The 26,910-nt window shown below is 37.9% G+C and carries 21 protein-coding genes and 1 tRNA gene; 5 read left to right on the top strand and 17 right to left on the bottom strand.

Going from position 1 to position 26,910, the window contains the following annotated elements; genetic code table 11:
• Positions 1 to 9: 9 nt before the first annotated feature.
• The 3 genes from M9892_11740 to M9892_11730 are packed head-to-tail and all read right to left on the bottom strand — an operon-like array spanning position 10 to position 5,977.
• A complete protein-coding gene (locus tag M9892_11740; GenBank protein MCO5255022.1) occupies positions 10 to 4,833 on the bottom strand; it encodes a RecQ family ATP-dependent DNA helicase in 4,824 nt (1,607 codons plus the stop codon).
• Positions 4,830 to 5,792, bottom strand: a complete 963-nt coding sequence (locus M9892_11735) for an HNH endonuclease (protein MCO5255021.1) — start codon at positions 5,790 to 5,792, stop codon at positions 4,830 to 4,832. Before M9892_11735 ends, M9892_11740 begins: the two co-directional genes overlap by 4 nt.
• A 20-nt stretch (positions 5,793 to 5,812) precedes the next feature.
• A complete protein-coding gene (locus tag M9892_11730) occupies positions 5,813 to 5,977 on the bottom strand; it encodes a hypothetical protein (GenBank protein MCO5255020.1) in 165 nt (54 codons plus the stop codon).
• A 660-nt stretch (positions 5,978 to 6,637) separates the two neighbouring features.
• Here M9892_11730 and M9892_11725 point away from each other — a divergent pair.
• Entirely contained in the window at positions 6,638 to 7,930 is a 1,293-nt protein-coding gene (locus tag M9892_11725; protein MCO5255019.1) for a T9SS type A sorting domain-containing protein, read from the top strand.
• Between the two features lies 1 nt (position 7,931).
• On the opposite strand, the gene M9892_11720 is transcribed toward M9892_11725, so the two are convergent.
• From M9892_11720 to M9892_11660, 13 genes are all read right to left on the bottom strand, one after another.
• Positions 7,932 to 8,714 (bottom strand): RNA methyltransferase, encoded by a 783-nt coding sequence (locus M9892_11720; GenBank protein MCO5255018.1) that lies wholly within the window; start codon positions 8,712 to 8,714, stop codon positions 7,932 to 7,934.
• Complete coding sequence (locus tag M9892_11715) at positions 8,711 to 9,145, bottom strand: thiol-disulfide oxidoreductase DCC family protein (protein ID MCO5255017.1); 435 nt, start codon at positions 9,143 to 9,145, stop codon at positions 8,711 to 8,713. Before M9892_11715 ends, M9892_11720 begins: the two co-directional genes overlap by 4 nt.
• Positions 9,146 to 10,363 (bottom strand): hypothetical protein, encoded by a 1,218-nt coding sequence (locus M9892_11710; protein MCO5255016.1) that lies wholly within the window; start codon positions 10,361 to 10,363, stop codon positions 9,146 to 9,148.
• 5 nt (positions 10,364 to 10,368) lie between these two features.
• The gene (locus tag M9892_11705) at positions 10,369 to 11,019 is read right to left on the bottom strand and encodes an ABC transporter ATP-binding protein (protein MCO5255015.1); all 651 of its coding nucleotides are present in this window, start codon (positions 11,017 to 11,019) and stop codon (positions 10,369 to 10,371) included.
• Positions 11,016 to 11,831 carry a 3-deoxy-8-phosphooctulonate synthase gene (gene kdsA, locus M9892_11700; GenBank protein ID MCO5255014.1) on the bottom strand — a complete coding sequence of 272 codons (816 nt, stop codon included), beginning with the start codon at positions 11,829 to 11,831 and terminating at the stop codon, positions 11,016 to 11,018. Before kdsA ends, M9892_11705 begins: the two co-directional genes overlap by 4 nt.
• Positions 11,832 to 11,929: 98 nt before the next feature.
• On the bottom strand, positions 11,930 to 14,191 hold the full coding sequence (locus tag M9892_11695) for a helix-turn-helix domain-containing protein (protein ID MCO5255013.1): 2,262 nt from the start codon (positions 14,189 to 14,191) through the stop codon (positions 11,930 to 11,932).
• A 5-nt stretch (positions 14,192 to 14,196) separates the two neighbouring features.
• Positions 14,197 to 14,649 (bottom strand): D-aminoacyl-tRNA deacylase, encoded by a 453-nt coding sequence (dtd, locus tag M9892_11690; protein ID MCO5255012.1) that lies wholly within the window; start codon positions 14,647 to 14,649, stop codon positions 14,197 to 14,199.
• A complete protein-coding gene (locus M9892_11685; protein MCO5255011.1) occupies positions 14,646 to 15,602 on the bottom strand; it encodes a hypothetical protein in 957 nt (318 codons plus the stop codon). The genes dtd and M9892_11685 overlap by 4 nt, the downstream gene beginning before the upstream one ends.
• Positions 15,580 to 16,539, bottom strand: a complete 960-nt coding sequence (locus tag M9892_11680; protein MCO5255010.1) for a glycosyltransferase family 2 protein — start codon at positions 16,537 to 16,539, stop codon at positions 15,580 to 15,582. Before M9892_11680 ends, M9892_11685 begins: the two co-directional genes overlap by 23 nt.
• Positions 16,540 to 16,650: 111 nt before the next feature.
• A complete protein-coding gene (locus M9892_11675; protein ID MCO5255009.1) occupies positions 16,651 to 18,015 on the bottom strand; it encodes an NAD(P)/FAD-dependent oxidoreductase in 1,365 nt (454 codons plus the stop codon).
• Positions 18,016 to 18,071: 56 nt separating this feature from the next.
• Positions 18,072 to 19,466, bottom strand: a complete 1,395-nt coding sequence (locus tag M9892_11670) for an aminotransferase class V-fold PLP-dependent enzyme (protein ID MCO5255008.1) — start codon at positions 19,464 to 19,466, stop codon at positions 18,072 to 18,074.
• A gap of 108 nt (positions 19,467 to 19,574) precedes the next feature.
• Positions 19,575 to 19,647 (bottom strand) — tRNA-Thr (locus tag M9892_11665).
• Between the two features lie 66 nt (positions 19,648 to 19,713).
• The gene (locus M9892_11660) at positions 19,714 to 20,205 is read right to left on the bottom strand and encodes a thioredoxin family protein (GenBank protein MCO5255007.1); all 492 of its coding nucleotides are present in this window, start codon (positions 20,203 to 20,205) and stop codon (positions 19,714 to 19,716) included.
• Between the two features lie 172 nt (positions 20,206 to 20,377).
• Here M9892_11660 and M9892_11655 point away from each other — a divergent pair, with 172 nt between their 5' ends.
• The 3 genes from M9892_11655 (at position 20,378) to queG (ending at position 25,274) form a co-directional block, all read left to right on the top strand.
• On the top strand, positions 20,378 to 22,363 hold the full coding sequence (locus tag M9892_11655) for a putative porin (GenBank protein MCO5255006.1): 1,986 nt from the start codon (positions 20,378 to 20,380) through the stop codon (positions 22,361 to 22,363).
• Positions 22,364 to 22,455: 92 nt separating this feature from the next.
• Positions 22,456 to 24,345 (top strand): OmpA family protein, encoded by a 1,890-nt coding sequence (locus M9892_11650; GenBank protein ID MCO5255005.1) that lies wholly within the window; start codon positions 22,456 to 22,458, stop codon positions 24,343 to 24,345.
• On the top strand, positions 24,345 to 25,274 hold the full coding sequence (gene queG, locus M9892_11645; GenBank protein MCO5255004.1) for a tRNA epoxyqueuosine(34) reductase QueG: 930 nt from the start codon (positions 24,345 to 24,347) through the stop codon (positions 25,272 to 25,274). Before M9892_11650 ends, queG begins: the two co-directional genes overlap by 1 nt.
• Before the next feature lie 28 nt (positions 25,275 to 25,302).
• Here queG and M9892_11640 read toward each other — a convergent pair whose 3' ends face one another.
• Complete coding sequence (locus M9892_11640) at positions 25,303 to 26,214, bottom strand: SDR family oxidoreductase (GenBank protein ID MCO5255003.1); 912 nt, start codon at positions 26,212 to 26,214, stop codon at positions 25,303 to 25,305.
• Between the two features lie 94 nt (positions 26,215 to 26,308).
• Here M9892_11640 and M9892_11635 point away from each other — a divergent pair, with 94 nt between their 5' ends.
• Positions 26,309 to 26,878 (top strand): hypothetical protein, encoded by a 570-nt coding sequence (locus M9892_11635; GenBank protein MCO5255002.1) that lies wholly within the window; start codon positions 26,309 to 26,311, stop codon positions 26,876 to 26,878.
• Positions 26,879 to 26,910 lie beyond the last annotated feature (32 nt).

The raw sequence follows: 26,910 nt of genomic DNA, 5'->3' as shown, positions 1-26,910 counted from the left end.
ATGGGCTTTTCATTCCTTGCTTTTTCTTTCAAAATAAAGCTCTGGTAAAATTATTTTTACTTCCTGTTCGGTGTCTTCTTTTTTCCAGTAAACAATGAAATTTACTTTTGCACTCTTCAAGCAATAGTTTTCCGCTTTCTTACTTTCAATTTGGCTTACAAACTTCTGTGAGAATTTCAAAACTGATTGTCCTTTTAAATTCAAACATTCTTCTCCGTTCAAAGTCAAAGTATCTCCACTTGTTAGTTGAGAAATTAAATGTTGTTTGTTAATGAAGTAATCAAGCCAAACATCTGTATATGTCAAGTGCATTGCTATTTCGTTTGGCGGTAAATAAATTTCTCTATCGTCAATTCGCTCTATATTTTCTACCGAGAGATTATCAAGGAAATTTGAATTAATGTGAACGGTCAAATTCTGCTTTGCTCTTGTCATTGCAACATACAAGAGCCGTTTAGCTTCGTCAGTTGCAGGATTGAAGTTTTCTAGCATCAGGAAAACATTGTCAAACTCTTTCCCTTTTGCTTTGTGAATGGTTGAAACAAAAATTGTTTCTCCGTTCTCATTGAAGAAATCTTCCAACTTGGATTCACGAATGAAAACTTCCAAATCAGATTTGTATTTCTTCTTTGGGTTGGTCGCTTCAAAATCTTTGATGATGTTGTTGCATACTTCCAATTTGGTGCTGTTCCTAAACTTGTCTATCAATTCCCGCTTCGCATTTGCCCAAACATCATCGCTGATTATGAAAACATCGTCAGCCAAATTCAATTGGCTTAAAAAGAATCTGACTTCGGAAAGATTATACAAACTGAAACCATCATTGGTTTGAATCAACTTCGCTTGCATGTCATGTTTTAAAAGGAGCCCAGTGATTTGGAGTGCTTCTTCATTCGTCTTTGTTAGCACACATGTAGTTCCTGTAAGTCCAGTTGTGAGTATGTCATGCACAATCGGAGTAATGAGATTGCCGCTTTGATAACGAACCAATTTTATTTTTCCGTTGTCGGCTTGCTTCGGAATGATTGGAGTGTCTTTTAAGCGATGACGAATTCTTTTTACAAACTGATTCGTGAATTCAACAAGATTGTTTTTGCTTCTGTAGTTCTCAACCAATTCATGCTTGACTGCTTTGCTCACGTGAATAAAATGTTCAAGATATTTTGCACTTGCTCCTCTGAATTCATAAATGTTCTGGTCATCATCACCAACTGCAATCACTCTCATTTCTTCGTTCTGTTCCATCAAGGCGTTTATCAGATTGTATTCATCTTCATCCATGTCTTGTGCTTCATCAATCACTAAAACAGTTTTGGTAATTCGGTTTGCTTCAACTTCCTTGTTTTTAATTTTTTCAATCGTCTTTTTCAAAATCACATTGGACTTTTCCAAACTTCCAACCTTACCTAACAAATCAAAGCAGTAGGAGTGAAAGGTTTTTATCTCAATGTAGTTTGCTACATTGCCAATTAACTTTAACAAACGCTTCTTAAATTCAGTTGCTGCTGCCCTTGAGAAAGTTACCATGAGCAACTGCTCATGTTTTACATCTTCCATCAAAAGCAATGAAGCCAATTTATGAACCAACACTCTTGTTTTACCGCTTCCAGGTCCAGCTGCTACGACAATGTTTTTAGATTCATTGTCGTTTATAATTTTCAACTGCGTTGGAGAAAGATCTCCAAAAAGTTGTTTGAATTTTCCCGGAGTCATTTTGAGTTTTAGAGTATCAACTTTGCTTCCAGGGAAATACTTTTTAAGAAACGAACAGTAGTTTAATTGAAAATAATCCTCCACAAATTGTAATGCGTCCTTGTAGTTATCAATCATTTTCTTGGCATATTCGCCAACAATATGAATTTGCTGAACCTTGTTTTCGTAAAACTGATTTAGCTTCCGATAATCTTCTTTTGTGTATTTTTTGTAATTATCTTGCTCAACTCTTTCAATGGTCAGTTTGTTATAGACAACAAGAAATCCTCCTTCAATTTTTATGGCATCAATCCTTGACAAGTAGAAAAGAGTGTCTTCTACATCGTCAAGAGTAATTTTTATTTCAAACAACTTCGGCTTCCTTTCAAACTCCTCTTTCAATTCGTGAACTGAAAACTCAACCAATACTTCCTCTTTGTCTTTATCATCTTCTGAAACATTCAGTTTACTTTTCTCATAGAGATGTTCAACTATGAACTTTGCCAACTCATGCCGCTTATCCAATTTTTCTCTCAGCGTTTCTTTTGGATGCAGGCAAAGAACCACAACATTATTTTTTGAGTATTCAAGATTCTGTCTCTTAATCCAATTCTTGATTGCCCAAAAGTTGATAATGGTTTTCAGCTTGTTTGTATTTACATCTTCACAACCGTTTGCCTCTGCTTCTTCGTTAAGTTCCTTGATGTGAAATGTCTTTTCCTGTTCCTTAAAAACTGGAAGCAAGAAATTTTCAATCTTACTGAATGTTTCAACTATGTTGAGAGAACGGTTTCTATTTTCTCCTTTCTTAATAAAAGCGGTCAAGTCCTTTGCATCAGCCAAAATCTTTTCCTCACGAAGAAGATTCACAATGTTTATCACTTCTTCTTTTACAATTCCCAAATGGTCGCTGATGTAATCAATTCTTGATTCGGCTGCTTCATCGTTTGCTTGCTTTCTGCTCTTACTTGAAAAAAGTTTCTTGATAATTCGGATTCCTTTTTCTTTTTGCTTTTCCTCAAATCGTTCCGAACCATTAATTTTGTCAATGGCTTCTTGTGCATTCTTTGAAAGAATACTATTAGCGAAAACTCTCGGCATGTTTTGTCCTCGCTTCAAATAACCAGCATCTTCTAAAGCGGCAATCGCTGTCGTTACTCTTGTTTCAATCTCTACAACATTATCATCCCAACCTGCTTTCCGTGCAATCTCCAAAGCGGAGTTTGAAACTGTTGAACGGAACTTTGTAATCTCTTTTATTGCTTTCCAAATTTGTTGAATTTCTTTAATTGAAAGTTTAGTTTGATTTAGAAGAATAAAGTGTTTGCTTAAATCTTCTTCGTTAAACAACACAAAGCAATCAGCTGTTATATTTTCATCTCGTCCAGCTCTTCCTGCTTCCTGAATATAGTTTTCAAGTGAATCGGAAATTTCATAGTGAATCACCATTCCAACATCTTTCTTGTCAACTCCCATTCCGAAAGCAGAAGTCGCCACCATTATTTGTGTATCTCCATTGATAAACAAATCTTGGTTTTCAGATTTTTCCTGCTTATCCATTTTGCCGTGATAAGGTCTTGCACTAAAACCGTCTTTGGACAACCTTTCTGCCAATAAATCGGCTTTTCGTGTTCTTGAAACATAAATGATAGTCGGGCAATTTTTTTCCACAATCAGGTCTCTTGCTTGCTGATACTTTGTTTCCTCGTCTCCTTTTTCAAAAACTTTGTATTGAAGATTTGTTCTTGATGCTTTTGAAGTGAACAGTTCAAGGTCAAGCGAAAGTTTTTCTTTGAAGTAGTCCCGAATATCTTCAATAACCTTTTGCTTAGCTGTTGCTGTGAAACATGAAACTGGAATTCCGTCTTCAAGATTTTTCTTTTCCTGAATTTGCTTGATGAAATCACCTATGTATAAATAGTCAACACGGAAATCCTGTCCCCACGAAGAAAAGCAATGTGCTTCGTCAATAACAAAGCGAACAATCTTTCTTCCCAAAATCAATCTCTCAATTGTCCGTGAACGAAGTGATTCAGGCGAGATGTAAAGAATAGAAGCAGAACCATCCTCAACTCGTTCAAAAGATTTTGCTCTTTCAATCGGGTCAAGCAAACCATTTATTGTAACCGCATCTGTGATTCCAACTTTTTCAAGATTGTCAACTTGGTCTTTCATTAATGATTGCAAAGGAGAAATCACAACTGTCAAACCCTTTGAACATTCTCCACTCATCAATGAAGGAACTTGAAAAGTGATTGACTTGCCTCCGCCTGTCGGGAAAACTGCAAGAATGGATTTGTTGTCAACGGCTGCTTTGACTGCTTTCTCTTGCAGTGGTTCACCTCCGTAGGTTCTGAATGAATCAAAACCGAAAAGTCGTTTCAATCCCTTGTGAATGTTTAATGCGTTGTCGCAATACACGCAACCGCTTACACAAGGTTTGTTTCGCAAGCGAAACATTATCCGTTCAACTTCAGGATAATTTTTCAGCACCCAAGGCGGTGTGATGGAATGTATTTTCTTGTGTTGAATGAAAGAATCTACAAGCGATAAACAGTATGCAAGTTCAATCGGGTATTCGGAAATTATTTTCTTCAAGTCAGCTTGTTCGCAAATTTCATTTTTAAATTTTTGGCGAATCAGTTGTTCAATTTCTGTGCTTACTCCCGTGTATGCAATGAAACGGAAAAAGGAGTGGAACTCCTTTTTGTCTTTCAAAAGCAAATAGAAAATCTGTTTCAGTGTTTCGTCTGTTTGCCTGAAGGCGGCAACTTCGTCATTGAACAAATCTCTTGCTTTAATAGAATCATTCAAAGGATTGTTAGAATCCTCTGATTGAAGTTTGTCATCTTTCAACAAAGCATGATATGGCTTTGTCGGAAATATCAGGGGAGAGAGAAATAAAGTGTCAATGATGTTTGCAGAATTTACTCCCGCATCATTGAGTGCTTTGCCGATATATTTTATGTCGTGGTTGAAAATGTTGTGTCCGCAAATGAATTGTGTTCCGTTCAGAAACAATATGAATTCAGCAACCGAAGTTTTATGAAAAGAACTTCCATCACCCTTGACACTTCCGATGTCAAGAATCTTTCGGCTCTTTGGCTCAACTTCCGTATCAATGAATGCTATTGAGTTCATTTAAACACATTTTTCCTATGCCATCCAAAATTCTCGCTCAAAGGATAATAACTTTTCATTCTCGGCAACTGTATTTCTTTCCCCTCAAACGCCCTTATGTTATAGCTCGTTTCAACTTCTTTAAAACTTTTTGAAACAACCACCCGATAATCGTCATCAATGGCAATCAATCCTCTATCAAAAGCCCTGTGTAAATTCGGGCATAAAGCAATGCCATTCGTTACAGAATCATCATAGCTTATACTAAAGGGCACAATGTGGCAGGCATCAATCATGGATACATTTATTGTTGCATCAATCTTCATCCCTGATACGCAACAAGTATTGTTGTAAATTTTTGGAATCTCTCTCTTGAATAAACTTCCTCGAAGGAAAATTTCTTCATCGTCTTTTTGTTCAAGCAGTTTTTTGATTTCCTGGCGATACTCTTCTGGTGGTTCTTTGAGGATTTTATTTTCTATGTCATCAAATAAATTTTGTTGACAACCAGTTGAATTATTGAAATTACCTTTACTATTTGGGAAATAATCGTCCAATAAAAACTGCATCAAAATTTCATTACACTTCTTGTCTATTATCAATTCATGTAATTCTTCATCTATTACTGCACAATTAACGGCAGCGTTTAGGTTGGAAAAACTTCGCATGGATGCTGATAGTAGAAGAATATTTTCAAAGCCTGGATTTGGAATAAGTTTCCAAAATTTATCGCTGGTTAAATGATAGAAGGGTAAGGCAAATCTGCAATCGTGATTTGAAGTACCAAGAGAATTCCAATTTGATTTGAAAAGAGCTACTAACTCAGGAGTGATGTAAATTCTTTGGTTGTTGTTAATTCCGTTTTGAAAAGTTTGTAATACAGATATCAGCAAAATAGGTTTGTGTGGAGCAACGCCATGAGCCCTGTCTATTCTTAGCTTTTTAAATGCTTTGAGATATTTCTGTAAAAGCTCTTGCACGCTCGTATGATTTATTTTATTTAATACAACTTTTCAATTTTTTTAAGTGCATTCCAAACGACTTGTAAAAGCATTGTGGAATCCTTTCCACCACTAAAACCTATTATCCAAGGTCTTGTTGGGTTCTCGTCATAGAGGTATTGGTCTATAATTTCGTTTTCTAAATGCTGTATGTTTAATGACATGGTTGTTTTACTTTCTTCTTGTTATTTAACATTTTGTAAAAGCGTATTCTAAAAAGTGGCTCATTTGTTTTTTTTGAAAGGTTGCCTTGCGTGTCGGATAAAACCCAATGTGTTATTTGTAAGTTTGCATTTAGTCTGTTGTTTGTTATTCTGCTAAATGTTTGCACCGTTGTCAAATACACTATCTCCCTATTCCCAACCACCTGCAATACTAAACCAAATACCTTTTCAATGCAAGTTTTTTAGTTCTTGTTGAAAGCCTTGATTGGCGAGGGTTTGCATGGTTGTTGTCTTAGATAATTTTTATGCAAAATTTGCACTGTTTAAAGTGATTTTGAGTATGAATGTTCAACATACACACTCTGAATCAGGTTAAAAGTACAGTTATGTTTTTGTTGTCTGATAAGTGAAGGGAATATGACAAAACTGCCATCTCTGCCATATTGCCTTTGTGCACAGACAAAATGTTACTATTTAGATTTGCCGCTTATTTATTTTTTGCATGAGTAGATTTAGGATAAAGAACGGTTCTCGCAATCTTATAGATGAATGATGAAATTAATGGATGAAAAAAAGTGTGAACGTGTTATATGGTATAGAATTCGCGCATTGCGTTAGCGTATGTTATCAAGGTGTTTTAAAACAAAAAGCAGCAAGGAAATGAAAAAATCAATTTTAAATGTAGTTCAATTTTTTGCAATAGGATTTTTATTGAATTTTTCGGATGTAAATGCACAATGTGTTTATCCGGTTCACAATGTTGTAATTTCAAATCCCGGTTCTAATGCGAGTTGGACTTCTTCGGGTGGTCAAACGACCGGTGGCACTCGTTCTAAAACAATACAAATAGGAACTTCACCTGATATTTTTATGAGAATAACTTGGATTGCACGTTCTAGTTCTGCAGTTACTGTCGGCAATTGGGATTATACTGCCGGTGGCTATGCTGCATCTTGGCAACCTGTCGTTACAGTGCCCAGGTCAACCTCTGCTACCGACACCGCTTGGGCTGAATTTAAAGTAGAGTTTGCATCCCGCAACGGAGCAGGGGCAAATAGTTTCAATAATAATCCCTACACTTTCCCTTGTTTGGCTATGACCATTCTTGATATAGATGGAAGCGGAAATTCTACCGGAACAAATGCTTTTAAAGAAACAGTTTGGGTGTCTGCTCCTTCAATGCCTTATGGGATAACTGGTTCAGCAGTAACTTCCGGTATGATTGGCAATTGGATAGTGAATGTGAGCGGGTATCCTGTTTACAATAACATTGATTCTTCTATTCATGCGGCACAAGTACAGATGAACTTTGTCAATGTTCAAAATTTTGATATACGAGCAGGTGTCATTGGTACACGTAGCGCCAACGCTACAGACCGTCAGAATTCTTTTTGGTTTCTGCCTTTTGGCGCACTTACGGTTCCTTTGCCTGTAAGCTATGTTAACCAAACTCTTACTGCTACTACAAACAGCATTGTGTATCATTGGACGACTGCTACCGAAAACAATAACAGCCACTTTGAAGTACAAAAAAGTACAGACGGGGTGTTTTGGAATACCATCGGAAGTAAGCAGGGAGCAGGAAACAGCTATGAGAATCATTCTTATGAGTTTATTGATAATCAACCTCTGCCCGGATATAATTTATATAGATTAAAACAAGTCGATATAGATGGTGTGTATCAATACAGCGAGGTTCAGAAATACTATTGGGAAGGTACTGATGATAATGTACTTATTTATCCTAATCCCTCTAATGGTATCGTGTATATTTCCGGAATGGTGCAACCTGATATAAAGATTTTTTCTTTAGCTACCACTCATATTGTGGCAGAGAGTAAACAGTCTCAACAGATTGACATAAGCAATTTGCCTAACGGGGTTTACTACATAGAGTTATCCAATGGTTTAGGCTCTGACAGAATAGTCAGAGAGAAAATTATTAAGCAATAAGCTATCCTTTTTGTTTTCTTGCTTCAAACATCATAATGGCGGCTGCCACAGACACGTTCAGTGAGTCGTTTTGCCCTTGCATTGGAACCACAATGTTTTGATAGTCCTTGTGTCGCCAGAAATCGGTTAGTCCCGTTGCTTCTGTGCCTAATACGATGGCGCAAGATGAGTAGAAGTCAGCCTGATGATAGGGTAGGGCATTTTCAATAAAAGTAGTAAACACGTGGAGATGCTTATCTTTCATCCACTTGCGGACTTGTTCTTTGTCTGCTGAAGCTTTGTTTACAGAGAATATTGTTCCTACGCTGGAGCGAATTACATTAGGATTGTAAAAATCTGATTTCTCTTCACAAACAATGACAGCGTCTGCAGCACAAGCATCGGCAGTGCGAAGGATAGCGCCCAAATTTCCTGGTTTTTCAACGCTTTCGAGCACTATCACAAGTGCGTTTTTGGATAGTTTAATTTTGTCTAAATCATGATGGGGTATTTTGGCTATTGCCAAGCAAGATGATAGCTCATTGCGGTAGGTTAATTTACTGAAAAGTGAATTGCTGAACCTTTGTTGATTGGGAATGTTAGCTAATTGTTTTTGCTCGGATTCTGTAAGTACTGTGGTTTCTGCTAACACTACATCTGTAATCACATATCCGTTTGCAACTGCCATTAACAGTTCTTTCTTTCCTTCTATTACAAACAACCCACTTTCTCTACGCTCTCTTGACTTATCAAGTTTGAGAATCTTCTTGAACAATGGATTGTCTTTGCTGGTAATCAGGTTCATGCAATAAATTTTGCTTTGAGTTCAGGGGTGGGAATCATGCAGCTTTCTTGTTTGCCAAACCATTTGTATCGGTTTCTGGAAATAAACATATAAACTGCGTCTCTAAGCGGTTTGGGAATTATCCAAAAAACTTGCATTAAAGACCAAAATAAGCCCAGATGTTTGGCTATGATAAGAGCAGCCGAACTTTTGTCATAACATTTGCCATTGGTCAGCACAATGATAGATTCCGGTTGCTTTGTATTGTTTAACTTAATTCCTTGTTGTTGTAAAAGTTGTTCTGTAGCCTGTGATTGGAGTGCCGAAAAAAGAAAGATATTTTTTTTGTCGCGTTTAATGATGAACTGTACAGCGCTATTGCACAGATTACAAACGCCATCAAAGAAGACGATAATGTTAGATTGTAATATGGGTACAGTTGTGGAGGGCATCTATCTTTTGAGTTCTTCTAACTTGTCATCAATGAGGGTGAAAATTTCATCTTTTTCAGGCAAAAATTTCTTGAATTGTGTTTTGGCTTCTTTTAGATATTGAGCCGCTTTGTCTTTATCAGTTTTGTAGATTAATCCGGCTGTGAAATAGTAAAGATTAGCCAGCACTTTGCTGTTGCTCGTGTATTTGGGCATTTGTTCCTCAAAGAATGAAATCAATTCTTTGGCTTTGTTGTATTGGGCATAGATTTCAATTAACCCACCATAAACTGCTGCATTTTCGGGTTCTGTTTCAAAATAAATCAGGGTGTATTTCTTGTATTCTGATTTTTTGAGTCTGATAGAAATGTCAGTGAGTGCGTGGATATTGTCAAGGTTCTTAGGGTTGAGATTCCATGCTTGGAGGAAATATTTGTAGGCTTGCACATCGTCCGAAAGTTCTTCGCAGATATAGCCGGCAAGGCGGTTAGATTCGGATTGAGAAATACTGTCGGTATATAAATCCATGGCAGATTGTACGGCAGACAAGGCAGCCAAAAACTCTTTGCGATACATTTGAGTAAGTGCTAAATTATAATAGGCATCAGCAAATGCAGGGTCTTTGTCCAAGGTGATGGCATAATAGGTCATTGCTTGGTTGTAATCCTCTTTCTGCGAATACAAATATGCCATTACATAATAGGTCTTGGCAGATGCCACTTTGTTCTTAACGGCAACAGGGGCGTATTTTTCTATCTTTTTTACAATTTCATTCTTTTTCATGATCCAGCCTTCAGGATAGTTTTTCATAATTTCGTAATAAAACTCGGCAGCTCCGTTGTACAAATCATAACGCTCAGGATTTTGTTGTATTAATGTGTCAAAAATTGCTTGAACAGGGAAGTTCTTCATCTGGAAATTGCCTTGTTGTTTGCGCATTTGCAGAATATTTTGATTTTTATTAAGGTTTTCAAAAGCAAACATTTGGTGCATCACAGTGGCAATGTGATACTTAATGGCAATGTCTTGTTTGGCAAGGAAAATATCGGGGTTTTTGTTGCCGGGGTCAAGGCTGTCAAGAAATTCAAATGCAGTGAAGTATTGTTTGTCTTGTATCAATCTTTGTGCATAAGTGAGAGGGGTTTCCGGTGGTTGCGCACATGATTGCAGTAGGGGAAAGAAGATTGCAACCCAAACTAAAAAGAGTTTTTTGTGCATTGTATTTGCGATTTTTCTCATTTTTCTTATAAAATTAATCCGTCTTTGATGGTCAATGTTCGGTCGCTTTGGTTAGCCAATTCCTTGTTGTGGGTAACAATCACAAAGGTTTGATTGTAGCTTTGTCTTAAATCAAAAAACAATTTGTGCAGATCTTCAGCATTTTTTGAGTCTAAATTTCCGCTCGGCTCATCTGCAAAAATTACTGCCGGATTATTGATTAAAGCCCTTGCTACTGCTACTCTTTGTTGCTCTCCCCCCGACAGTTGCGAAGGCTTGTGTTCAAAGCGTTCGGAGAGTTTTAGCAAGTCCAATAATTCTTTGGCTCTTTGCATGGCACTTTTTTTATTCTCTTTGGCTATCCAAGCCGGAATACATACGTTTTCGAGAGCAGTAAACTCAGGCAATAAATGGTGAAACTGAAATACAAAGCCTATGTTTTTGTTTCTGAATTTTGACAAAGCGTTAGAACGCAAAGTGTCAATTCGATTTCCATTGATTTCCAATCGTCCGGAGTCTGGTTTGTCCAATGTTCCTAAAATGTGCAGTAAGGTGGTTTTGCCTGCACCCGAATCCCCTACAATGGTAACAATCTCTCCTTTGCCAATCTCAAGGTCTATACCTTTGAGTACCTGCAAACGTCCGAAATTTTTTTGTATGCCTTCTGCTTTAATCATTTCAAAATAGTCTCGCGAATTCTTGTCCATTGGGTGAGTTTCTCTTCAACTTGTGCCAAGGGTAACATATTGGCTCCGTCAGAGAGTGCTTTGCTCGGTTCAGGGTGGGTTTCCATAAAAATACCGTCCACTCCCATAGCAATAGCCGCATTTCCCATTTTTCCGATTAAATGTGGCAAACCGCCCGTTACGCCCGAACTCGTGTTGGGTTGTTGCAATGAATGGGTTACATCCATTACAACCGGACTGCCAAACGCTTGCATTGCAGGTATGCTTCTGAAATCCACTACGAGGTCTGAATAACCAAAGAATGTGCCGCGTTCTGTGAGCATAATATGAGAGTTGCCGCAGTCTTTGACTTTCTGAGCCGCATGTTGCATGGCGTTGGGACCTGCAAATTGACCTTTTTTGATATTGATAAATTTGCCTGTTTTGGCTGCTGCTACAAGCAATTCGGTTTGCCTGAACAAAAATGCAGGGATTTGCAGCACATCTGCATATTCAGCCGCCATCTCTGCCTCAAGATCTGAATGGATATCAGTAACCACAGGAATGCCAAATTCTTTGCGGACATCAGCCAGCCATTGGAGTGCTTTTTCATCACCCACGCCTGTAAAAGAGTCCAAGCGTGTGCGGTTGGCTTTTTTGTAGGATGCCTTAAATATATAAGGAATTTTGAGTTTGTCTGTTACTTTGACAAGCTGTTCAGCTACTTGCATCATCAGTTCGCGACTTTCGGCTGCGCAAGGTCCTGCAAGCAAAAAGAAATTTGAACTGTCGCCATGAGCGATGCCCGGAATGTTTGGAGTCATGAAGTGCAAAAATAGTCATTGCGCCCATGTAATAAAGGATAAAATTGCAAGATTTTGACTAAACGCGTTTTGGATTTATCCTAAAATAGGGAGAAAATTTAATTTTTGGATTGTGCTTTGAGGTTTAGCAAGTATTTCCAATAGTTTTGTACAATGCGAAGTTCGCTAAAACTACACGATTCGCCTTGCATCTGCCTGATTTCACCTATTGATTTGTCGGGGTTGCCTTTGATGGCAGCAAGCAACTCCTGCACTCTGTCTTTATCCATTAACTCAAAAGGAGATATTTCGCCTGTCAGAACAAAAGATGCCAAGTGCCCTTCTATGGTTGATTTAGCCAAAGACCTTGTTTCCATAATATCTTCTAATGTTTTACCATCTTTGAATAAAATAAGTGTAGCGCGATTGCTGTCGCCTTTTTCGGCTTTTTTTACTTTCATCGGTACTGCTTCTTCCTTGATAGTTTGTACGGAGTTAATGACCCCGTTGTAATATTCATCCAAAAGCTGAGAGATATTACCTGCTCTCATGAGCCCTTGTATCAACGCATTTGTGGATTTGAACAGTGCTTTTTTGAGCTCGACTTCATCTGAGAGCGTGCTGATTAGGGTGTTGAATTTTTTAGATACTTTTTCGTGTCTGATATCTGCTCTGTATTTGGCTATAGAAAACAGTATTTTTTCGTCAATTTCCTTTATAAAATAAGTCATTGCAGACTCTACTCTTTGTGCCAAGAGTTGATAGCCGTCTTTGTCGGCATTGGGTAGAATAGAGTTGCGTAAACTGACAATAAATTTCTCTGCTACTTTGTTCATGTCAGCAATGATAGCAAGCCACTTACGTGCATTTCTGTCTGTCAAAACCCTGTCTGGAACCGTTATTTCATTTAATATATTACGAAATTGAGTAAAATCTTCTTCAAGTTTTGTCAAACTAAAGTTGTTGAGCAGAATATGATGTAAGTATTCCCTTTGCCAATTTGGAAGCTGCTCTTCAAGTTCGTCTTCGGAAGTAATGTCTTCCATAAATTCAACCACTTGCAGACTGCTTCTGACACTGCGCGGCTCAATAGGTGTTTTTAACACCAAACCTTCGGGGGAACTTAAACGACTTAGGGCTACATACACTTGCCCTTCAGAAAAAGAACGCCCTGCATCCACGATTGCGCGCTCAAATGTTAAGCCTTGACTTTTGTGAATGGTTACAGCCCAAGCGAGTTTGATGGGGTATTGTTTGAAAGAACCCAGCTTTTTCTCTTCTATTTTATGTGTTTTTTCATTAAAGTTATAGCGGATATTTTCCCATTCTAATTTTGGTATTTGAAACAGTTCCGATTCATTTTCAAATTTGACCCAAATCTCTCCGCTGCTAATACGTTCTATCACAGCAAGTTTACCGTTATAGAATTTGCGGTCATTGCCACTGTCGTTCTTGATAAACATGATTTGCGCACCTTCTTTGAGTGTCAAAATTCGAGGAGCCGGAAACAGGTTCTCTGCAAAGTCATCGGAAATTTCGGCTTCGTAAAAATGTTCACGAGAGTTTAATGACGCAAGTTGTTTGCGGTTAATATCATCGGCTGCAGCATTGTGTGAACATAAGGTTATATAATTCTCACCATCGTTTGGAACAAAATCCGGTTTGTAATGATTTTGATTCAAATCATCTAAGTCTTCGTATTCTGCGCGATTTTCTCTGATTCTGTTGAGCAAGCCTATATAAGAGCGATTGCTTTGGCGATAAACCTTCTCAAATTCTATTTGAATCAAGTGCATTTCTTTTGCTACCTGTGCATCAAAAAAGAATGGACTTTTATAATATTCGCTCATCAAACGCCATTCATCGTCTTTCACCACAGGCGGTAATTGAAACAAGTCACCAATACATAAAAGTTGCACTCCTCCAAATGGTTCATTGGGTCTTCTGCGTATATTTCTCAATACCGTATCTATGGCGTCAAAAGTGTCGGCTTTGACCATGGACACTTCATCAATAATAAGCAGTTCCATTTCTTGCAGCAACTTGCGTTTGCTGCTTCCCATTCTTGTATGCTGCATCAAAGAATAACGGTTGTTGACGGTGATTGCAGAATGAGTATTAGACAATGTGCTGTCAGGCAAAAAAAGTCCGAAAGGAAGTTGGAAGAGTGAATGGATGGTAACGCCACCGGCATTGATAGCTGCCACACCGGTAGGAGCGACTATGACACTTTTTTTGAGTGAGTTTTTGACAATATAATGCAGGAAAGTTGTTTTGCCCGTTCCAGCACGTCCGGTAATAAAGAGATTGCATTGGGTTTGGTTAACATACTTAACTGCTAAATCAAATAATGAATTGCTGTCTAATAGGTTTTTGTCCATATTCTTTACTCTTTGTTCTTACTGTCCAACCAAATTGTTACAGGTCCATCATTAATCAGGTGTACTTTCATATCTGCTCCAAAGATTCCGGTTTGCACTTCCAAGCCTGAAAATTCCTTCAACTCTTTGACAAAGGTATCAAATAAAGGTTGAGAAACAAGCGCAGGAGCAGCTTTTATAAATGAAGGTCTGTTTCCCTTCTTGGTCAATGCGTGCAGCGTAAACTGACTCACAACAAGCAAACTTCCGTTGATGTTCTGAATAGAAAGATTCATGTTGTTTTCCAAATCGGTAAAAATGCGCAGTTGAGTAATCTTGGAGACAAGATAGCGAATGTCATCCAGCGTGTCTTCTGCTTCAATCCCAATAAATAGTAACAATCCTTGTCGTATGGAGCCCGAAGTTTTGCCATCTGCCACAACAGATGCTTCAGAAACTCGTTGGACAAGTGCCCTCATAATGTTTTGTTTTTTCTGTTTGTGCTCACCGCATAGTTGATACCTATTTCAGCACTCAAAGTATAAAGGTGGTGCTTTTCTATGCCGTAACTGGCAAAAATGACTTGCTTTCTGATATTAGGTTGAAAATAGAGCCGCATTTTGGGATATAAATCAACATCAACTCTCGCTCCAATAATTACAGAAGCGTTTACAATCAAAGGTTTTAGCTCGGTCTCATTTTTGTTGAGCGTGTATTCTTTCATTCCATAAGGCTCAAAGCCTCTGAACTCGATTTTCATGTCGTGTTTTAGTAATCCTTCAAGAGAACCGCCAAAGTACCAAGAGAAACGCAACTCTTCATTTTTCATTCTCTTAGGGGTAAAGTCCTTTCCGAATAGCACCGGAATCTCTAAGAAGTGGTAATTGATATTGTAATAAATCTGTCTTGTAAAACCTTGCATATCATCACTAATCTTTACTTTGTCCGGAGGCATGTTGTCGTGAATGACATCCAAGAGATTGATTGGTTCTTTAACTCTTCTCAATCCTTTGTTGCTGTAGTAAATACCGGTGGTTACAATCCAGTCCTTTCCTGTATTAAATCTAAACTGTGCCCCAAAATCAAGAACACTTTTAAGTTGGTCTGCTTTACGCAATGAATCTTTCAGTTCTTTAGAAGTTCCTTTCATCGCAAGGAAACCACCATGAAGTGAAGGCACTATGGATAATCCGATAGTAGCATTTTCATAAATAATATCTTTTTTCTTTTGGGCTTCCAAACGATTGGAGGCTGTTAATAAAATACCCAAGACAAGGGCAACATGTAAATAAAATCGCATTAAGTTTAGTTGAAAATTGAGTTTCCAAAATTCGGTAAATATTTGGGATAAAAAAAGAGCTTCTGTACCTTGAGGGATGAGTGCGGAAGTAGGGGAGTCGTGATTAAATTTAAACCTGTTTTTTCCCTTCATTCACAATTTCTTCTTCTATCAGGTAAAAAGGTCGTTTTTTGACCTCAATGTAAATCCTACCGATATATTCTCCAATAACGCCCAAAATGACTAATAGCACACCCCCCAAAAAGAACATTGCTACTGCAAGCGTTGCCATACCGGGTGTGTCTTGTGGTGAATAGCCAAATATTTTGAAATTGAGCATACGATGAACAATAAAGAAAACACCAAGCAGAAAAGAAGGTATAGAAATGATAAGTCCGAAGTAAGTAGCCAATCTCAACGGGAAAGTTGAAAAGTCAAAGATTCCGTCAATAGCAAGTTTGACAAGTTTTCTGAAAGTGAATTTGACCTCGCCACCGGCTCTTTCAGCTCGTTCATAAGCTACTCCGATTTGTTTGAACCCCGCATAGGCTCTCAGACCACGCACGTATCGAATATTCTCCGGCATTTCGATGTTTAATGCATTGACAACTTTTCTGTCCATCACACTAAAATCACCTGAGTCGATTGGAATATCTATATCACTGATTCTGGCAAGCAGTCTGTAAAAGGTTTTGTAAGCAATTCGTTTAAACAATCCTTCTTTGCGCTTAGTTCTAATGGCATACACAACATGATAGCCTTCTCTCCATTTATCCAAAAATCGAGGAAGCTCTTCCGGAGGGTCTTGCAAATCGCCATCCATAACTATCACAGCATCTCCTTTGGCTTTCTTGATACCTGCTGTAATTGCAGGTTGATGTCCAAAGTTTCGACTTAGTTTTAATACCTTGAAATGTGAGTTTTGGGCAACAAACCCGCGCATTATTTCTATTGAATTATCTCGCGAACCATCATCTACTAAAATAATTTCATAATCCTCTTTCCATAATGGAGCTGCGCCAACAAGGCGGTCATAGAGCTGTTGAAGAATTTGTTCTTCGTTGAAAATCGGAATTACAATGGATATCATGGCGAGTGCGAATTAAAAGTAAAATGGTGATAAACAGATAAATTAACAGAGAAAATCAGAGCATAATTGAAATGAAATAAGTGTCATAACAGTTTTGGAAGTGTGTCCTTATTATTGATTTTCGCCAAAACCGATTTTGCCTGAAAGAGAGGAACCTTCGGGTACTTTAACAGAGTTGTAGCCCATTACTCTGCAAGCTTCAGCAGCCACGCGGATGCTATTGTTTACGCTCCTTTCATCGGGGTAGATATGTGCCATATTGGCAATATATAAATTGGCAAATTCCGTTTCGCAGTCTATGATTTTTTGTGAAAAATTTAAATCACAAACTGTTGCTGCAAATGAGGTTCTGAAAACACGCACTTGTTGAATGGAGTCCAAGTCAAATTTTGGAAATATAAGTTTGAGTTGAGGTATCATTTTTCCGCTAATCTGTTCATCGGTAGCATGAAAAAGCGAATCATTTAAATCAAAATATCTTGACAGATATGTAATGTGTTTGCCTTGATAGTGCTCCGGTTCTATGAAGTTTGTATGTTCAATAATTCCTCCAAAATCAAAACCGGGGTCAGCAACATTTATCCAATAAGTGTTACTGATTTTTTCGGGCGTTTCTAAAATCACGCATACTGCACCAAAATAGTTGACTGCATCGAGTTTATCTTTGGTTGCGCTAAACGGAGGCAGGAGTTTGCCAACAATACTGCCGGGAATCGTAAATAGAAATTTTCCACCTTCAAAAGTGCCTTTGTTTGTAACAACCGAGCGAATACTGTCATCAGGATTCATGTTGATTGCGGTAGCCGGTGCCTCATTGATGAGTTCTACTCCCAATGTGTTGAGCTTTGCTAAGAGTGCTTGTAGCAAGGTGTCCAGCCCTCCTTGAAGATAGCCGAGTCGTTCATCTCCTGATTTTCTTGAATTGAGTCTTTGTCTGAGTCTGCCAATCATCCATGAGAGAGGAATTTTATCTGCATAGGGTCCAAACTTAATGTCGAGCATGGGCTTCCAAATACTGTTCGTAGCTGATTCTCCCGCATTTTCATAAAACCATTCAAGTGCAGTTACGTTTTCATAATTTTGCCATTTGGCAATTTTCCCCAAATACAAGCTGGTAAGCCCCCAACGTATTTTGCCAATAAACTTTATAGGTTTAAATTTGAGCAAATCCATCGCTCCGTTAAAAGGGTAGAGGTGATTGTTGCGAAAAGTGCCCATGGTTGTTTTTTTGTAAATTAACTTGCTTTCAATACCAAGTTCTTTTACAAGCCAATGAATTTCTGCATCATGAGTAAAAAAATGGTGATAAAAATATTCGAGCCTATTTACTCCGATTTCAAAAGTGTTAAGCAAGCCGCCAAAGTCTTTGCTTGCTTCGATAACCTTTACTTTAACCCCTTGTTTGGCAGCAATGTAGGCAGTTGCTAATCCTGTGATTCCTCCTCCTATAATCGTCAATTCTGCCTGTTGTGTCATGTTTGGTGCAAAAGTAGGATTATTCTCTTTCGGCACAAAACGTTCTGAGTACAAGCTTATTTGTCAATCAAGCTTTGTGCAAAAGCAATAAATGTATCTAAATCTTTTTGGACAGTAGCAATTCCTACTGAAATGCGCGTTGCACCTCTCATTCTGCCGAAAAAGCGTTCCATATCCTTGTAATCGTATGTGCCTGTGCTGTTGCTAGTATAATATTTGGAAATTTCTTCTCCGGTCAAACAGCTATTGGTTTCGTCAACACCGGGGTTGCAGAAACATCCGGAGCGTGATGAGATATTGATTTTGTTAGCCAGCATTTCAATATCCTCAAAGTCATAGCGTTCTCCATTTGAATTATAGAAACTCAGAATCATGGTGCCACCCATATTCAGGTGGTCGGCAGGTTCTGAAATACGGATGAGTTCTTTACCATTACTGTGTTTTAACTCGCTGAGGTGTTTACGTAAATACTCACGTAGAGAGGATACGCGCTCGTTTATCTTGTCAATTCCAATGCTTTCAATATAGTCTAAGCCGGTTTTGATGGCGGGTATATCAAGATAGTTTAATGTTCCGTCTTCAAAACGTTCGTGATTGCCAATTAGAGAATAGTGTAGCGCATTTACAGATACAAAGCTAACAGTTCCACCTGCAAACCAGGGCTTGTGTAGTTTCTCGAATTTATCTTTTCTTACCAATAAGCATCCTAAGCCTGTGGGATATCCAAAAATCTTATAAAAAGAAACACAAGCATAGTCAGGTTGGTAACGTGTTAAATCTAAGCGGTTGGAAGGCACAAAAGCAGCTGCATCGAGTAAAACGTCCCAGCCTAAGTCTTGTGCAATTTTTATCCATTTCAAATCATGCTTGACACCGGAAACATTTGATTGTGCAGGAAAAGCAAAGAGTTTGTCCTCAAAACCTGAATTGTTTGCAAGTTCGTTTTGGACGAAATTTTCATCCATGCGCAGATTTTCAAAATAAATCGGTGCGTAAGTAACCTTGCCGCCCTTTGATAAACAAAACTCTCTGATTCCATTTACCGAGTTATGATTGTCGGTCAAAAGCATGAAATGAGATTTTGTATTGAAAGGATAACATTCTCCAATGATTTTAAGCGCGTTAGAAGCATTTTGGGTGAAAATGCAGTAATAGTCTTTAGCATTAAAGTAATCCAATATTTTCTGTCTTGCTTCTGCGACCAAATGCGTGGCAAGCAAGGAAGATGGATTGGTAGAATGGGGATTGCCTAATATATTTTGAGTCAGTAATTTAAAATGGGACTCAATCTGTGATTTTGCATAAACACCACCACCTGTATAATCTAAATAGGCATGATTGTGTTCATCCAAACGTGCGTATTCAGTTTTTCTGAGATACTCAAAAAAGTCATTGTGCGCAAGGCTTTCACTGTTGATATTCTCTAATTTAATATTGGGTTCTTGGTTCAAGGGTGGAGTATCAAAATTTTTGCAAATGTACTATTCGTATTCGAAATTCGGATTAATATCAGTATGATTAAGATGTTTTTGTAAAAAATTGTGTATGTTTTTTGTGAGAGCCATTAATCGGACTTGAACCGATGACCTGCTACTTACGAGATAGCTGCTCTACCAGCTGAGCTATAATGGCTTAAGTGCAACAACAAAATAATAGTGAGTATTTGAAATTAAAAAGGGGGGGGCGCTCCTTGAAAATCTATTCATTTACTTGTAACTTTTTCACAAAATCTTTTACTTCACTTAGCAGTTGAGCGTCTTTTCTATATCCTAAAATACTTTTAACGACTTTCCCATTGGCGTCAATTAACAACATCAATGGGTGTGCTTCAACATTGTATCTTTCTGCAAGCTCTATTCCCTCACCCTTTTCAGCATCGATATCCAAATTGATGAAGTTTTTGTTGAGCAGATCCGCCACCTGAGCAGATTTGAACGTGGTGTTCTTGAGCATTTTGCATGGCCCACACCATACAGCATATACATTCATGAAAATTAATTTATTTTCATCTTTAGCTTTTTTGAGTGCTTCATTAAAAGTGATGTTTTGAAATATTACCCCTTGTGTTTTGGAAGTTTCTTTGAGATTATTGTTTTGAATATTGGTCTCAACTTTATTTTTATGAGGTATTGCTACAAAGGCTAAACCGGTCAATGCTGCTGCAAGTATTATAAATCCTAATGTTTTCATGATATTATGTTAAAAATCCTTGTGCAAACGTACTCATTATTAGAAGTATTACAATACTTAATTTGGATATTTTTTATGAACGACAGTTTGCTCCGATTAAGTTTACCGGATAAAAGAAAACAATCTAAGCTTCTATCTTTCAATCATAAATCAATCATTACTTTTGCAGACTGTGACAAGAAATCGGGTTTTAGTTTATTTGCTCAGTCTGAATTATTTGTTTATTGCTCATTCTGCTTTGGGGCAGGTTCGTATTGGTTCAAACTCACAAACCGGTCAAGACTCGGCACAGAAGAAGAAAAAGCCGTTTTCGGAATCACCCAAAATCGATCCTTTTTTTGCATCCTATAAAGGTGTTGAAGGTGCCGGTTTAAATTACGATAGTCTTGTGTGGGATATAGAAGGTATGCAAAATTATAATCCCCTGTTCAAAGAGTATTTTAATGTACAATCATTGGGAGATGCAGGTTTGCCGGCAATCCCTTATTTGATTAATAGAGTGCAACCTTCAGGTTTTGCTTCCGGCTGGCATTTGTATGATGGATATTTGTACAAGCAAGAAAACGCACCTTATTTGAGGGCTTTTACCCCTTTTACGCGACTGCAATATGTTCAGACTAAAAAAGAATATATACACCTCAACGGATTGCTGACACAGAATATCACACCGGGGTGGAATATGGCGTTACGCTTCCAAACCATTAATAATCTGGGTTTTTATCCAAATCAGAAAAACTCACTCAGACAATTTGGTTTCTCAAGTCGTTACATGGACTTAAGCAATCGCTATTATGCACAAGTAAGCTTGAGCTATAATCGAATGCGCATGCAGGAAAATGGAGGTTGGATAGACGAAAGAAATTTTGACACGCTGCGAGGAGTGAATAAGAGTGCGGAAGTGAGGTTAAATAATTCTTCCAATTATTTTGGAAACCGTGAATATGCTTTTGAACAGGTTTATTGGTTTTCGGGTAAATACATCAAAACCTCTGACACCACAAGGTATTTTAAGCCTTTGTTGGGAATAAAACACCAATCTGTATTTGAGAAAACATTTAATGTGTTTGAATCACAAGGCACAGATTTGACTCTATTTCCTGCTATTTATCTGGATTCGACACAAACGCATGATTCATCTGCATTTGCCAAACAAACTCATAGTCTGGGCATTACAAGCTATATAACAGACACAAGTCGATTTCATTTTTACGCGGGTATTGGTGCAGAAATCTTAAAGGTGCAGTATTTGAATTTTGGGAAGTTCTATCCGGGTAACAACATTTTTTCTGACGCAAGTTTCAGGTGGAAGTTGCTGCCGGGTTTGACTTTGCAAGCGAATGGTAAAACCTATTTTGCAGGTTATAATGCAGGAGATTTTGCTTTGAAAGGAGCGCTTTCCTATTCGTTATTGCAAGCGCGACATACACAAAAGGGAAAAAAACTCCCACTTGAATACATATTTGCAAGGCTGATGTTGCAAAACCATGCACCTGACTATATCATGATGCATTATGCATCTAACAATGTAAAATGGGATAATCAATTTGACAAGGAGCGTGTGTTGCAATTTGAGGGAGGATTTTCAGGTCATTTAAAAACGGGAAACTGGTCTTTGAAATTTGTCAATACAACCATTGCTAACCCTTTGTTTATGGGCTTTGGAGCAAACCCTGAACAACTTCACACGATTGTCAATCAAACAGAGTTGTGGATTGAAGACAATATCAAGTTAGGGCATTTTCATCTAAATAACCGCATTATATTGCAAGCATCGGGCAATCAAGTACAGCAAGAGATAATGCCTACACCCGCAGTATCAACCTATAACAGTTTGTTTTATCAAGGAAATCTTTTCAAAAATGCACTCTTATTACAAATAGGTCTTGATTTTCGTTGGTATAGTCAGTTTTATGCAAACGCTTATGACCCTGTTACACGTATGTTTTACCTGCAAAATCGCAGAATGCAAGGCAATTACCCTATGCTCAATGCTTTTGCAGCAGCAGAAGTTAAGACATTTAGGATGTTTGTAATGATGGAGCATAGTAATTTTGAGTTGTGGGATCAATCTTTTCCAAACCTATATTATTCCACACCCGGTTATTCGCTTGCGCCACGCAGACTCGTTTTTGGAATACAATGGAAGTTTTACAAATAATGTGCTCGTTGATTTTTCGGCATATTTCATGTTTGGCTTAAAATAATTTCTACTTTTGAACGGTTAAACACAAGATGACTATGAAGCAATATATGAGAATTCCATTATTTTTTCTTTTTTTCCTTACTATTACTGCTTGCAGTGCCCAAAAAAAAGGTTCAGGTGAAAGACCAAGTAAACACGAAACCGAAGGCTTGAAATATTATCAAATGGGCGAATATGACAAAGCCCTTGATCATTTTAAAGCCGGACTTAGAAGTGAGCCGGGTGACAAAAGTTTGCTTAACATGCTGGGAGCGGTTTATCAAGAACTCAATGACCATGAGAATGCCATTATTTATCTGAAACAACTTACAGAGTATCATCCCGAGTATGCAAACGGATATTATTTTCTTGCTCGCTCTCAATATAATATCATGAAATACAAGGAAGCAAAGCTCAGTTTAGATACCTTTTTGAAAGGCAAAGACTTGCGCCCAGATTATATTAAACAAGCTAATATCATGATGAAGTCCGTTGATTTTGCTATCAATGCAATGGCACATCCATTAGATATTCAATTTGAGAACCTTGGAAAAAACATTAATTCAAAGTATCATGAATATTGGCCGGGTTTTACCATAGACGAATCAGTATTTATTTTCACCCGTCAAGACAGTTATGGCGAAGATATTTTCATGAGCAGAAAAAAAGGCGAAGAGTGGGGGAAAGCGTTTTTGTTGCCGGGTGACGTAAACACGCCTAATAATGAAGGCAATGTGTCCATTACAGCTGACGGAAAATATATTTTTTATACGGCATGCAACAGACCGGACGGGTATGGAGGCTGCGACATATATTTGTCAATCATGAGTGCTGACGGCACTTTCAGCAAACCCAGAATTATCAGACCCCCTTTGAACTCAAGTGCATGGGAATCTCAGCCGAGTATTTCGCCTGATGGCACTGTGATTTACTTCGCCAGTAATAGAGAAGGCGGTTTTGGAGGGATTGATATATGGCGAGCAGAATGGAAAGGCTCTAATTTTACCAATCCGGTTAATTTGGGTCCGGAGATTAATACCGAAGGTGATGACCAAGCCCCTTTTATTCACCCTGACGGAAAGACACTCTATTTTTCATCTAACGGCAGAGAGCAAACGATGGGAGGACCTGATTTGTATGTTACTCGTTTTGACGGTCAAAAATGGTCAACTCCTGAAAATTTGGGGTATCCCATCAATACAGCAGGTGAGGAGTTCGGTATGATAGTGGACAGAATGGGAAAATATGCTTATGTGAGTTCTGACCGAAAAGGAGGATTAGGAGGCAGAGATTTATATCGTTTTGAACTTCCAAAAACAATTAAACCCGAACCTGTGAGCTTTGTGAAAGGGCGCGTGTTTGATAAACTTACGCGTAAACCTTTGGCTGCAACCGTTGAATTAATTGACTTGAAGACCGGCAATCCCATTAAAACCGTTACTACTGATTCTGTGATGGGCGAATTTTTGATTGTACTTTCCAAAAATCAAGACTATATGTTCAATATTGATAGAAAAGATTATTTGTTTTATTCCGATAATTTCAGACTTACTGAAGGAACACTTGACAAGCCTTTCTTGGTGGAGGCGCCTTTAATTAAGCCTGATTCAGGCAATATTATTGTTTTGCATAATATCTTTTTTGATACAGATAAATTTACCCTCAAACCTGAATCCAAAGCCGAGTTGAAGAAACTCTATGATTTATTAATCCGTTTCCCCGATATGACAATTGAGATAGGAGGGCATACAGACAATGTCGGAAATAAAGAGCACAATAAAAAACTATCTGAAAATAGGGCAAAAGCAGTAGTGGACTATTTGGTCGAAATGGGTGTCAAACGCTACCGACTGACTGCCAAAGGATACGCAGATGAAATTCCAGTTGCTTCCAATGACACGGATGATGGCAAGTCAAAAAACCGCAGAACTGAGATAAAGATTATTTCCAACAAGTAATGTTAGCCGACAAAGCGTCAGCATTAGTAAAACAATGGTCGGCAGAAGCCGGATTTATGCTTTGTGGTATAGTCAGAGCTGAGCAATTAACCCAAGAAGCTTATACACTTGAAAAATGGCTAAATCAAGGATATCATGGCAAAATGCAATGGATTGAGAACTATTTTGATATGCGGATTGACCCGCGCAAATTAGTGCCCGGTGCAAAGTCTGTAATTTGTCTTGCCTATAACTATTTCCCCGAGGAGTCTCTACCGGCAGATGGAGTGAAAATTGCAAAATATGCTTATGGTAAAGATTATCACTATGTTATTAAAAATAGAATGGCTGAAATCACCCGTAAAATGCAGGCAGAGTTTGGCAATTTTATGTTTAGAGTTTTTACAGATTCAGCACCTGTATTAGAATCATCTTGGGCAGGCAGGGCAGGGCTGGGGTGGGTTGGAAAAAACACAATTCTGATTAACAAAAAACACGGTTCTTTCTTTTTACTTGCCGAAATTATTTGTGATTTGGAGTTTGAGTATGACACTCCTTACGCCAAGGATTACTGTGGGACTTGCACCGCATGTGTTGATGCTTGCCCTACCGAGGCTATTCTGCCCGATAAAACCCTCAATGCGCAAAGATGTATTTCTTATTTGACCATTGAGCTAAAGGAAGAAATTCCAAGCGAATTCAGAACTAAAATGGAAGATTGGGTTTTTGGCTGTGATATTTGCCAAGATGTCTGTCCATGGAATAGATTTTCAGCTCCACACAAGGAACCTGATTTTATGCCTCACGAAAAGTTATTTGGATTGCAAAAACAAGACTGGATTGACTTGACAGAAGACATATATAGAGAAATATTTAAAAAATCTGCGGTGAAAAGAGCAGGTTTTGAGAAATTATCACATTCCATCAAACTTGTGCAAAATCCAAAGTGAATTTCTCAAAGTAAAATTAATCGACTTCTTATTTTTTGTTCTTTGCTAATTGTTCTCTGACAATAGCAAGGCCTTCAGTAAAACTGTGTGGTTCATAACCCAACTCCTTCCTTGATTTGCTGAGGTCAAAACCTGTTTTAGGTGGTCGTTTTGCTGCTTGGTTAAGTGTCAAACTGCTGACCTCTGTAATCTGACTGATGTCTAAATTCCAAAATTTGCCTACTTCTCTTACCAGCTCATCAATGCGGTACAAATCTTTGCCCGAAATATTAAAAATACCCTGAGCATTATGCTTTTCTGCCAGATAACAACCTAAGGCAAGGTCTTCTGCAAGCGTTGGTGTCCGCCATTGGTCATTGACAACAGTCATTGGTTTTCCTTTTTCTAATGCACCTTTTGCCCATAATACAATATTGCTTCTGCTCATATCTGCTACTACTCCATACACCAATACAGTTCTCAAAATTGCATATCGAGTTGCATATTGCTGCACACGTTTTTCGCCTTCCCACTTGCTGTTGCCGTAGAAACTCAATGGATTGGGTGTGTCGTCTTCTTTGTAGTTGCCTTTGGTTCCGTCAAAAATAAAATCGGTTGAAATGTGAATCAGATGAATCCCTAATTCAGTGCAAATCTTGGATAGGTTCTCTACCGCCCTGACATTATAAAGTGTGCAGCTTTCTTTGTCATGTTCACAGTCGTCAACTTGGGTCATTGCTGCTGCATTGATTAATACATCCGGCTTTGTAGCATAAAGAATCTGTTTTGTTTTTTCAAAATCTGAAATGTCTAGTTCTACATATTCATAACCTCCTTTCTGAGGGTTTCTGTTTGTGCCGCGCCCGCTTGCAATCAGTTTCCTGTCAGATATAGTGGTGTATAAATCAGTAAGTTTTTGACCTAATAAGCCGTTGCTGCCTGTTACGAAGATTGTTTTCATCTTGTTGGAATGCAAAGTTATTAATTAAAAATAAGCAACTTGTACTTTTTATTTTATTTACTATTTTTACAACCTTTAATATAATAAAATGATTATGAGAAGAATAAATACCGTTTTAATCGCGATGATGCTCGCACTGATTTCATGTAAATCTACGCAAGTAGGGCAGTTTGCATATAATAAAAACACACCTCAATCTGACTATGATTATATTACACCTTCAGACAGAAATTATTCGAATCAGAAAGGGAACATGAGTCAACCGGAAATGCGCACACCTTTCAATGAAAACAATTTCTCAGTCGAATCAAATGTAGTTTCTGATAAAAAAGTGTCAAAACAAAAATTGATCAAGGATATTAAATCCAAGTTGGGTGTTACTTCTTTATTAGGTTTCAAACCTTCTATTAAACAGATAAAAAACGAATATAAAGCAATCAAAAACTCTTTTAAAAATAAATCACGTGCAAGTACGAGTTTTTGGGAAGTTATTGGTTATATTTTTCTAGTTGCGCTCATCATAATCATATTTTATCTTTTTCTTTATCTTTTCTGGCTTTTTGTAAATGCAGCATTTCCCGTTGTAACATTGGGGGGGTGGATGGTAGGATGGACCTTGCTCTTCTTGATTATATTGCTTGGTACTTGGATCAAATCTTGGTGATAATATATTTTGTTTGAATTATTGAGCAAATA

Source organism: Bacteroidota bacterium (genome assembly GCA_023957335.1).
GTDB lineage: Bacteria > Bacteroidota > Bacteroidia > NS11-12g > UBA955 > JALOAG01.
Note: the sequence above shows the minus strand (reverse complement) of the source record. Positions and strands in the feature narration are given on the sequence as shown.

Coding starts and splice junctions, on each gene's coding strand:
- M9892_11740 (MCO5255022.1), bottom strand. CDS start 4,833: ATGAACTCAATAGCATTCATTGATACGGAAGTTGAGCCAAAGAGCCGA.
- M9892_11730 (MCO5255020.1), bottom strand. CDS start 5,977: ATGTCATTAAACATACAGCATTTAGAAAACGAAATTATAGACCAATAC.
- M9892_11725 (MCO5255019.1), top strand. CDS start 6,638: ATGAAAAAATCAATTTTAAATGTAGTTCAATTTTTTGCAATAGGATTT.
- M9892_11720 (MCO5255018.1), bottom strand. CDS start 8,714: ATGAACCTGATTACCAGCAAAGACAATCCATTGTTCAAGAAGATTCTC.
- M9892_11715 (MCO5255017.1), bottom strand. CDS start 9,145: ATGCCCTCCACAACTGTACCCATATTACAATCTAACATTATCGTCTTC.
- M9892_11710 (MCO5255016.1), bottom strand. CDS start 10,363: ATGAGAAAAATCGCAAATACAATGCACAAAAAACTCTTTTTAGTTTGG.
- M9892_11705 (MCO5255015.1), bottom strand. CDS start 11,019: ATGATTAAAGCAGAAGGCATACAAAAAAATTTCGGACGTTTGCAGGTA.
- kdsA (MCO5255014.1), bottom strand. CDS start 11,831: ATGACTCCAAACATTCCGGGCATCGCTCATGGCGACAGTTCAAATTTC.
- M9892_11695 (MCO5255013.1), bottom strand. CDS start 14,191: ATGGACAAAAACCTATTAGACAGCAATTCATTATTTGATTTAGCAGTT.
- dtd (MCO5255012.1), bottom strand. CDS start 14,649: ATGAGGGCACTTGTCCAACGAGTTTCTGAAGCATCTGTTGTGGCAGAT.
- M9892_11685 (MCO5255011.1), bottom strand. CDS start 15,602: ATGAAGGGAAAAAACAGGTTTAAATTTAATCACGACTCCCCTACTTCC.
- M9892_11680 (MCO5255010.1), bottom strand. CDS start 16,539: ATGATATCCATTGTAATTCCGATTTTCAACGAAGAACAAATTCTTCAA.
- M9892_11675 (MCO5255009.1), bottom strand. CDS start 18,015: ATGACACAACAGGCAGAATTGACGATTATAGGAGGAGGAATCACAGGA.
- M9892_11660 (MCO5255007.1), bottom strand. CDS start 20,205: ATGAAAACATTAGGATTTATAATACTTGCAGCAGCATTGACCGGTTTA.
- M9892_11650 (MCO5255005.1), top strand. CDS start 22,456: ATGAGAATTCCATTATTTTTTCTTTTTTTCCTTACTATTACTGCTTGC.
- queG (MCO5255004.1), top strand. CDS start 24,345: ATGTTAGCCGACAAAGCGTCAGCATTAGTAAAACAATGGTCGGCAGAA.
- M9892_11640 (MCO5255003.1), bottom strand. CDS start 26,214: ATGAAAACAATCTTCGTAACAGGCAGCAACGGCTTATTAGGTCAAAAA.
- M9892_11635 (MCO5255002.1), top strand. CDS start 26,309: ATGAGAAGAATAAATACCGTTTTAATCGCGATGATGCTCGCACTGATT.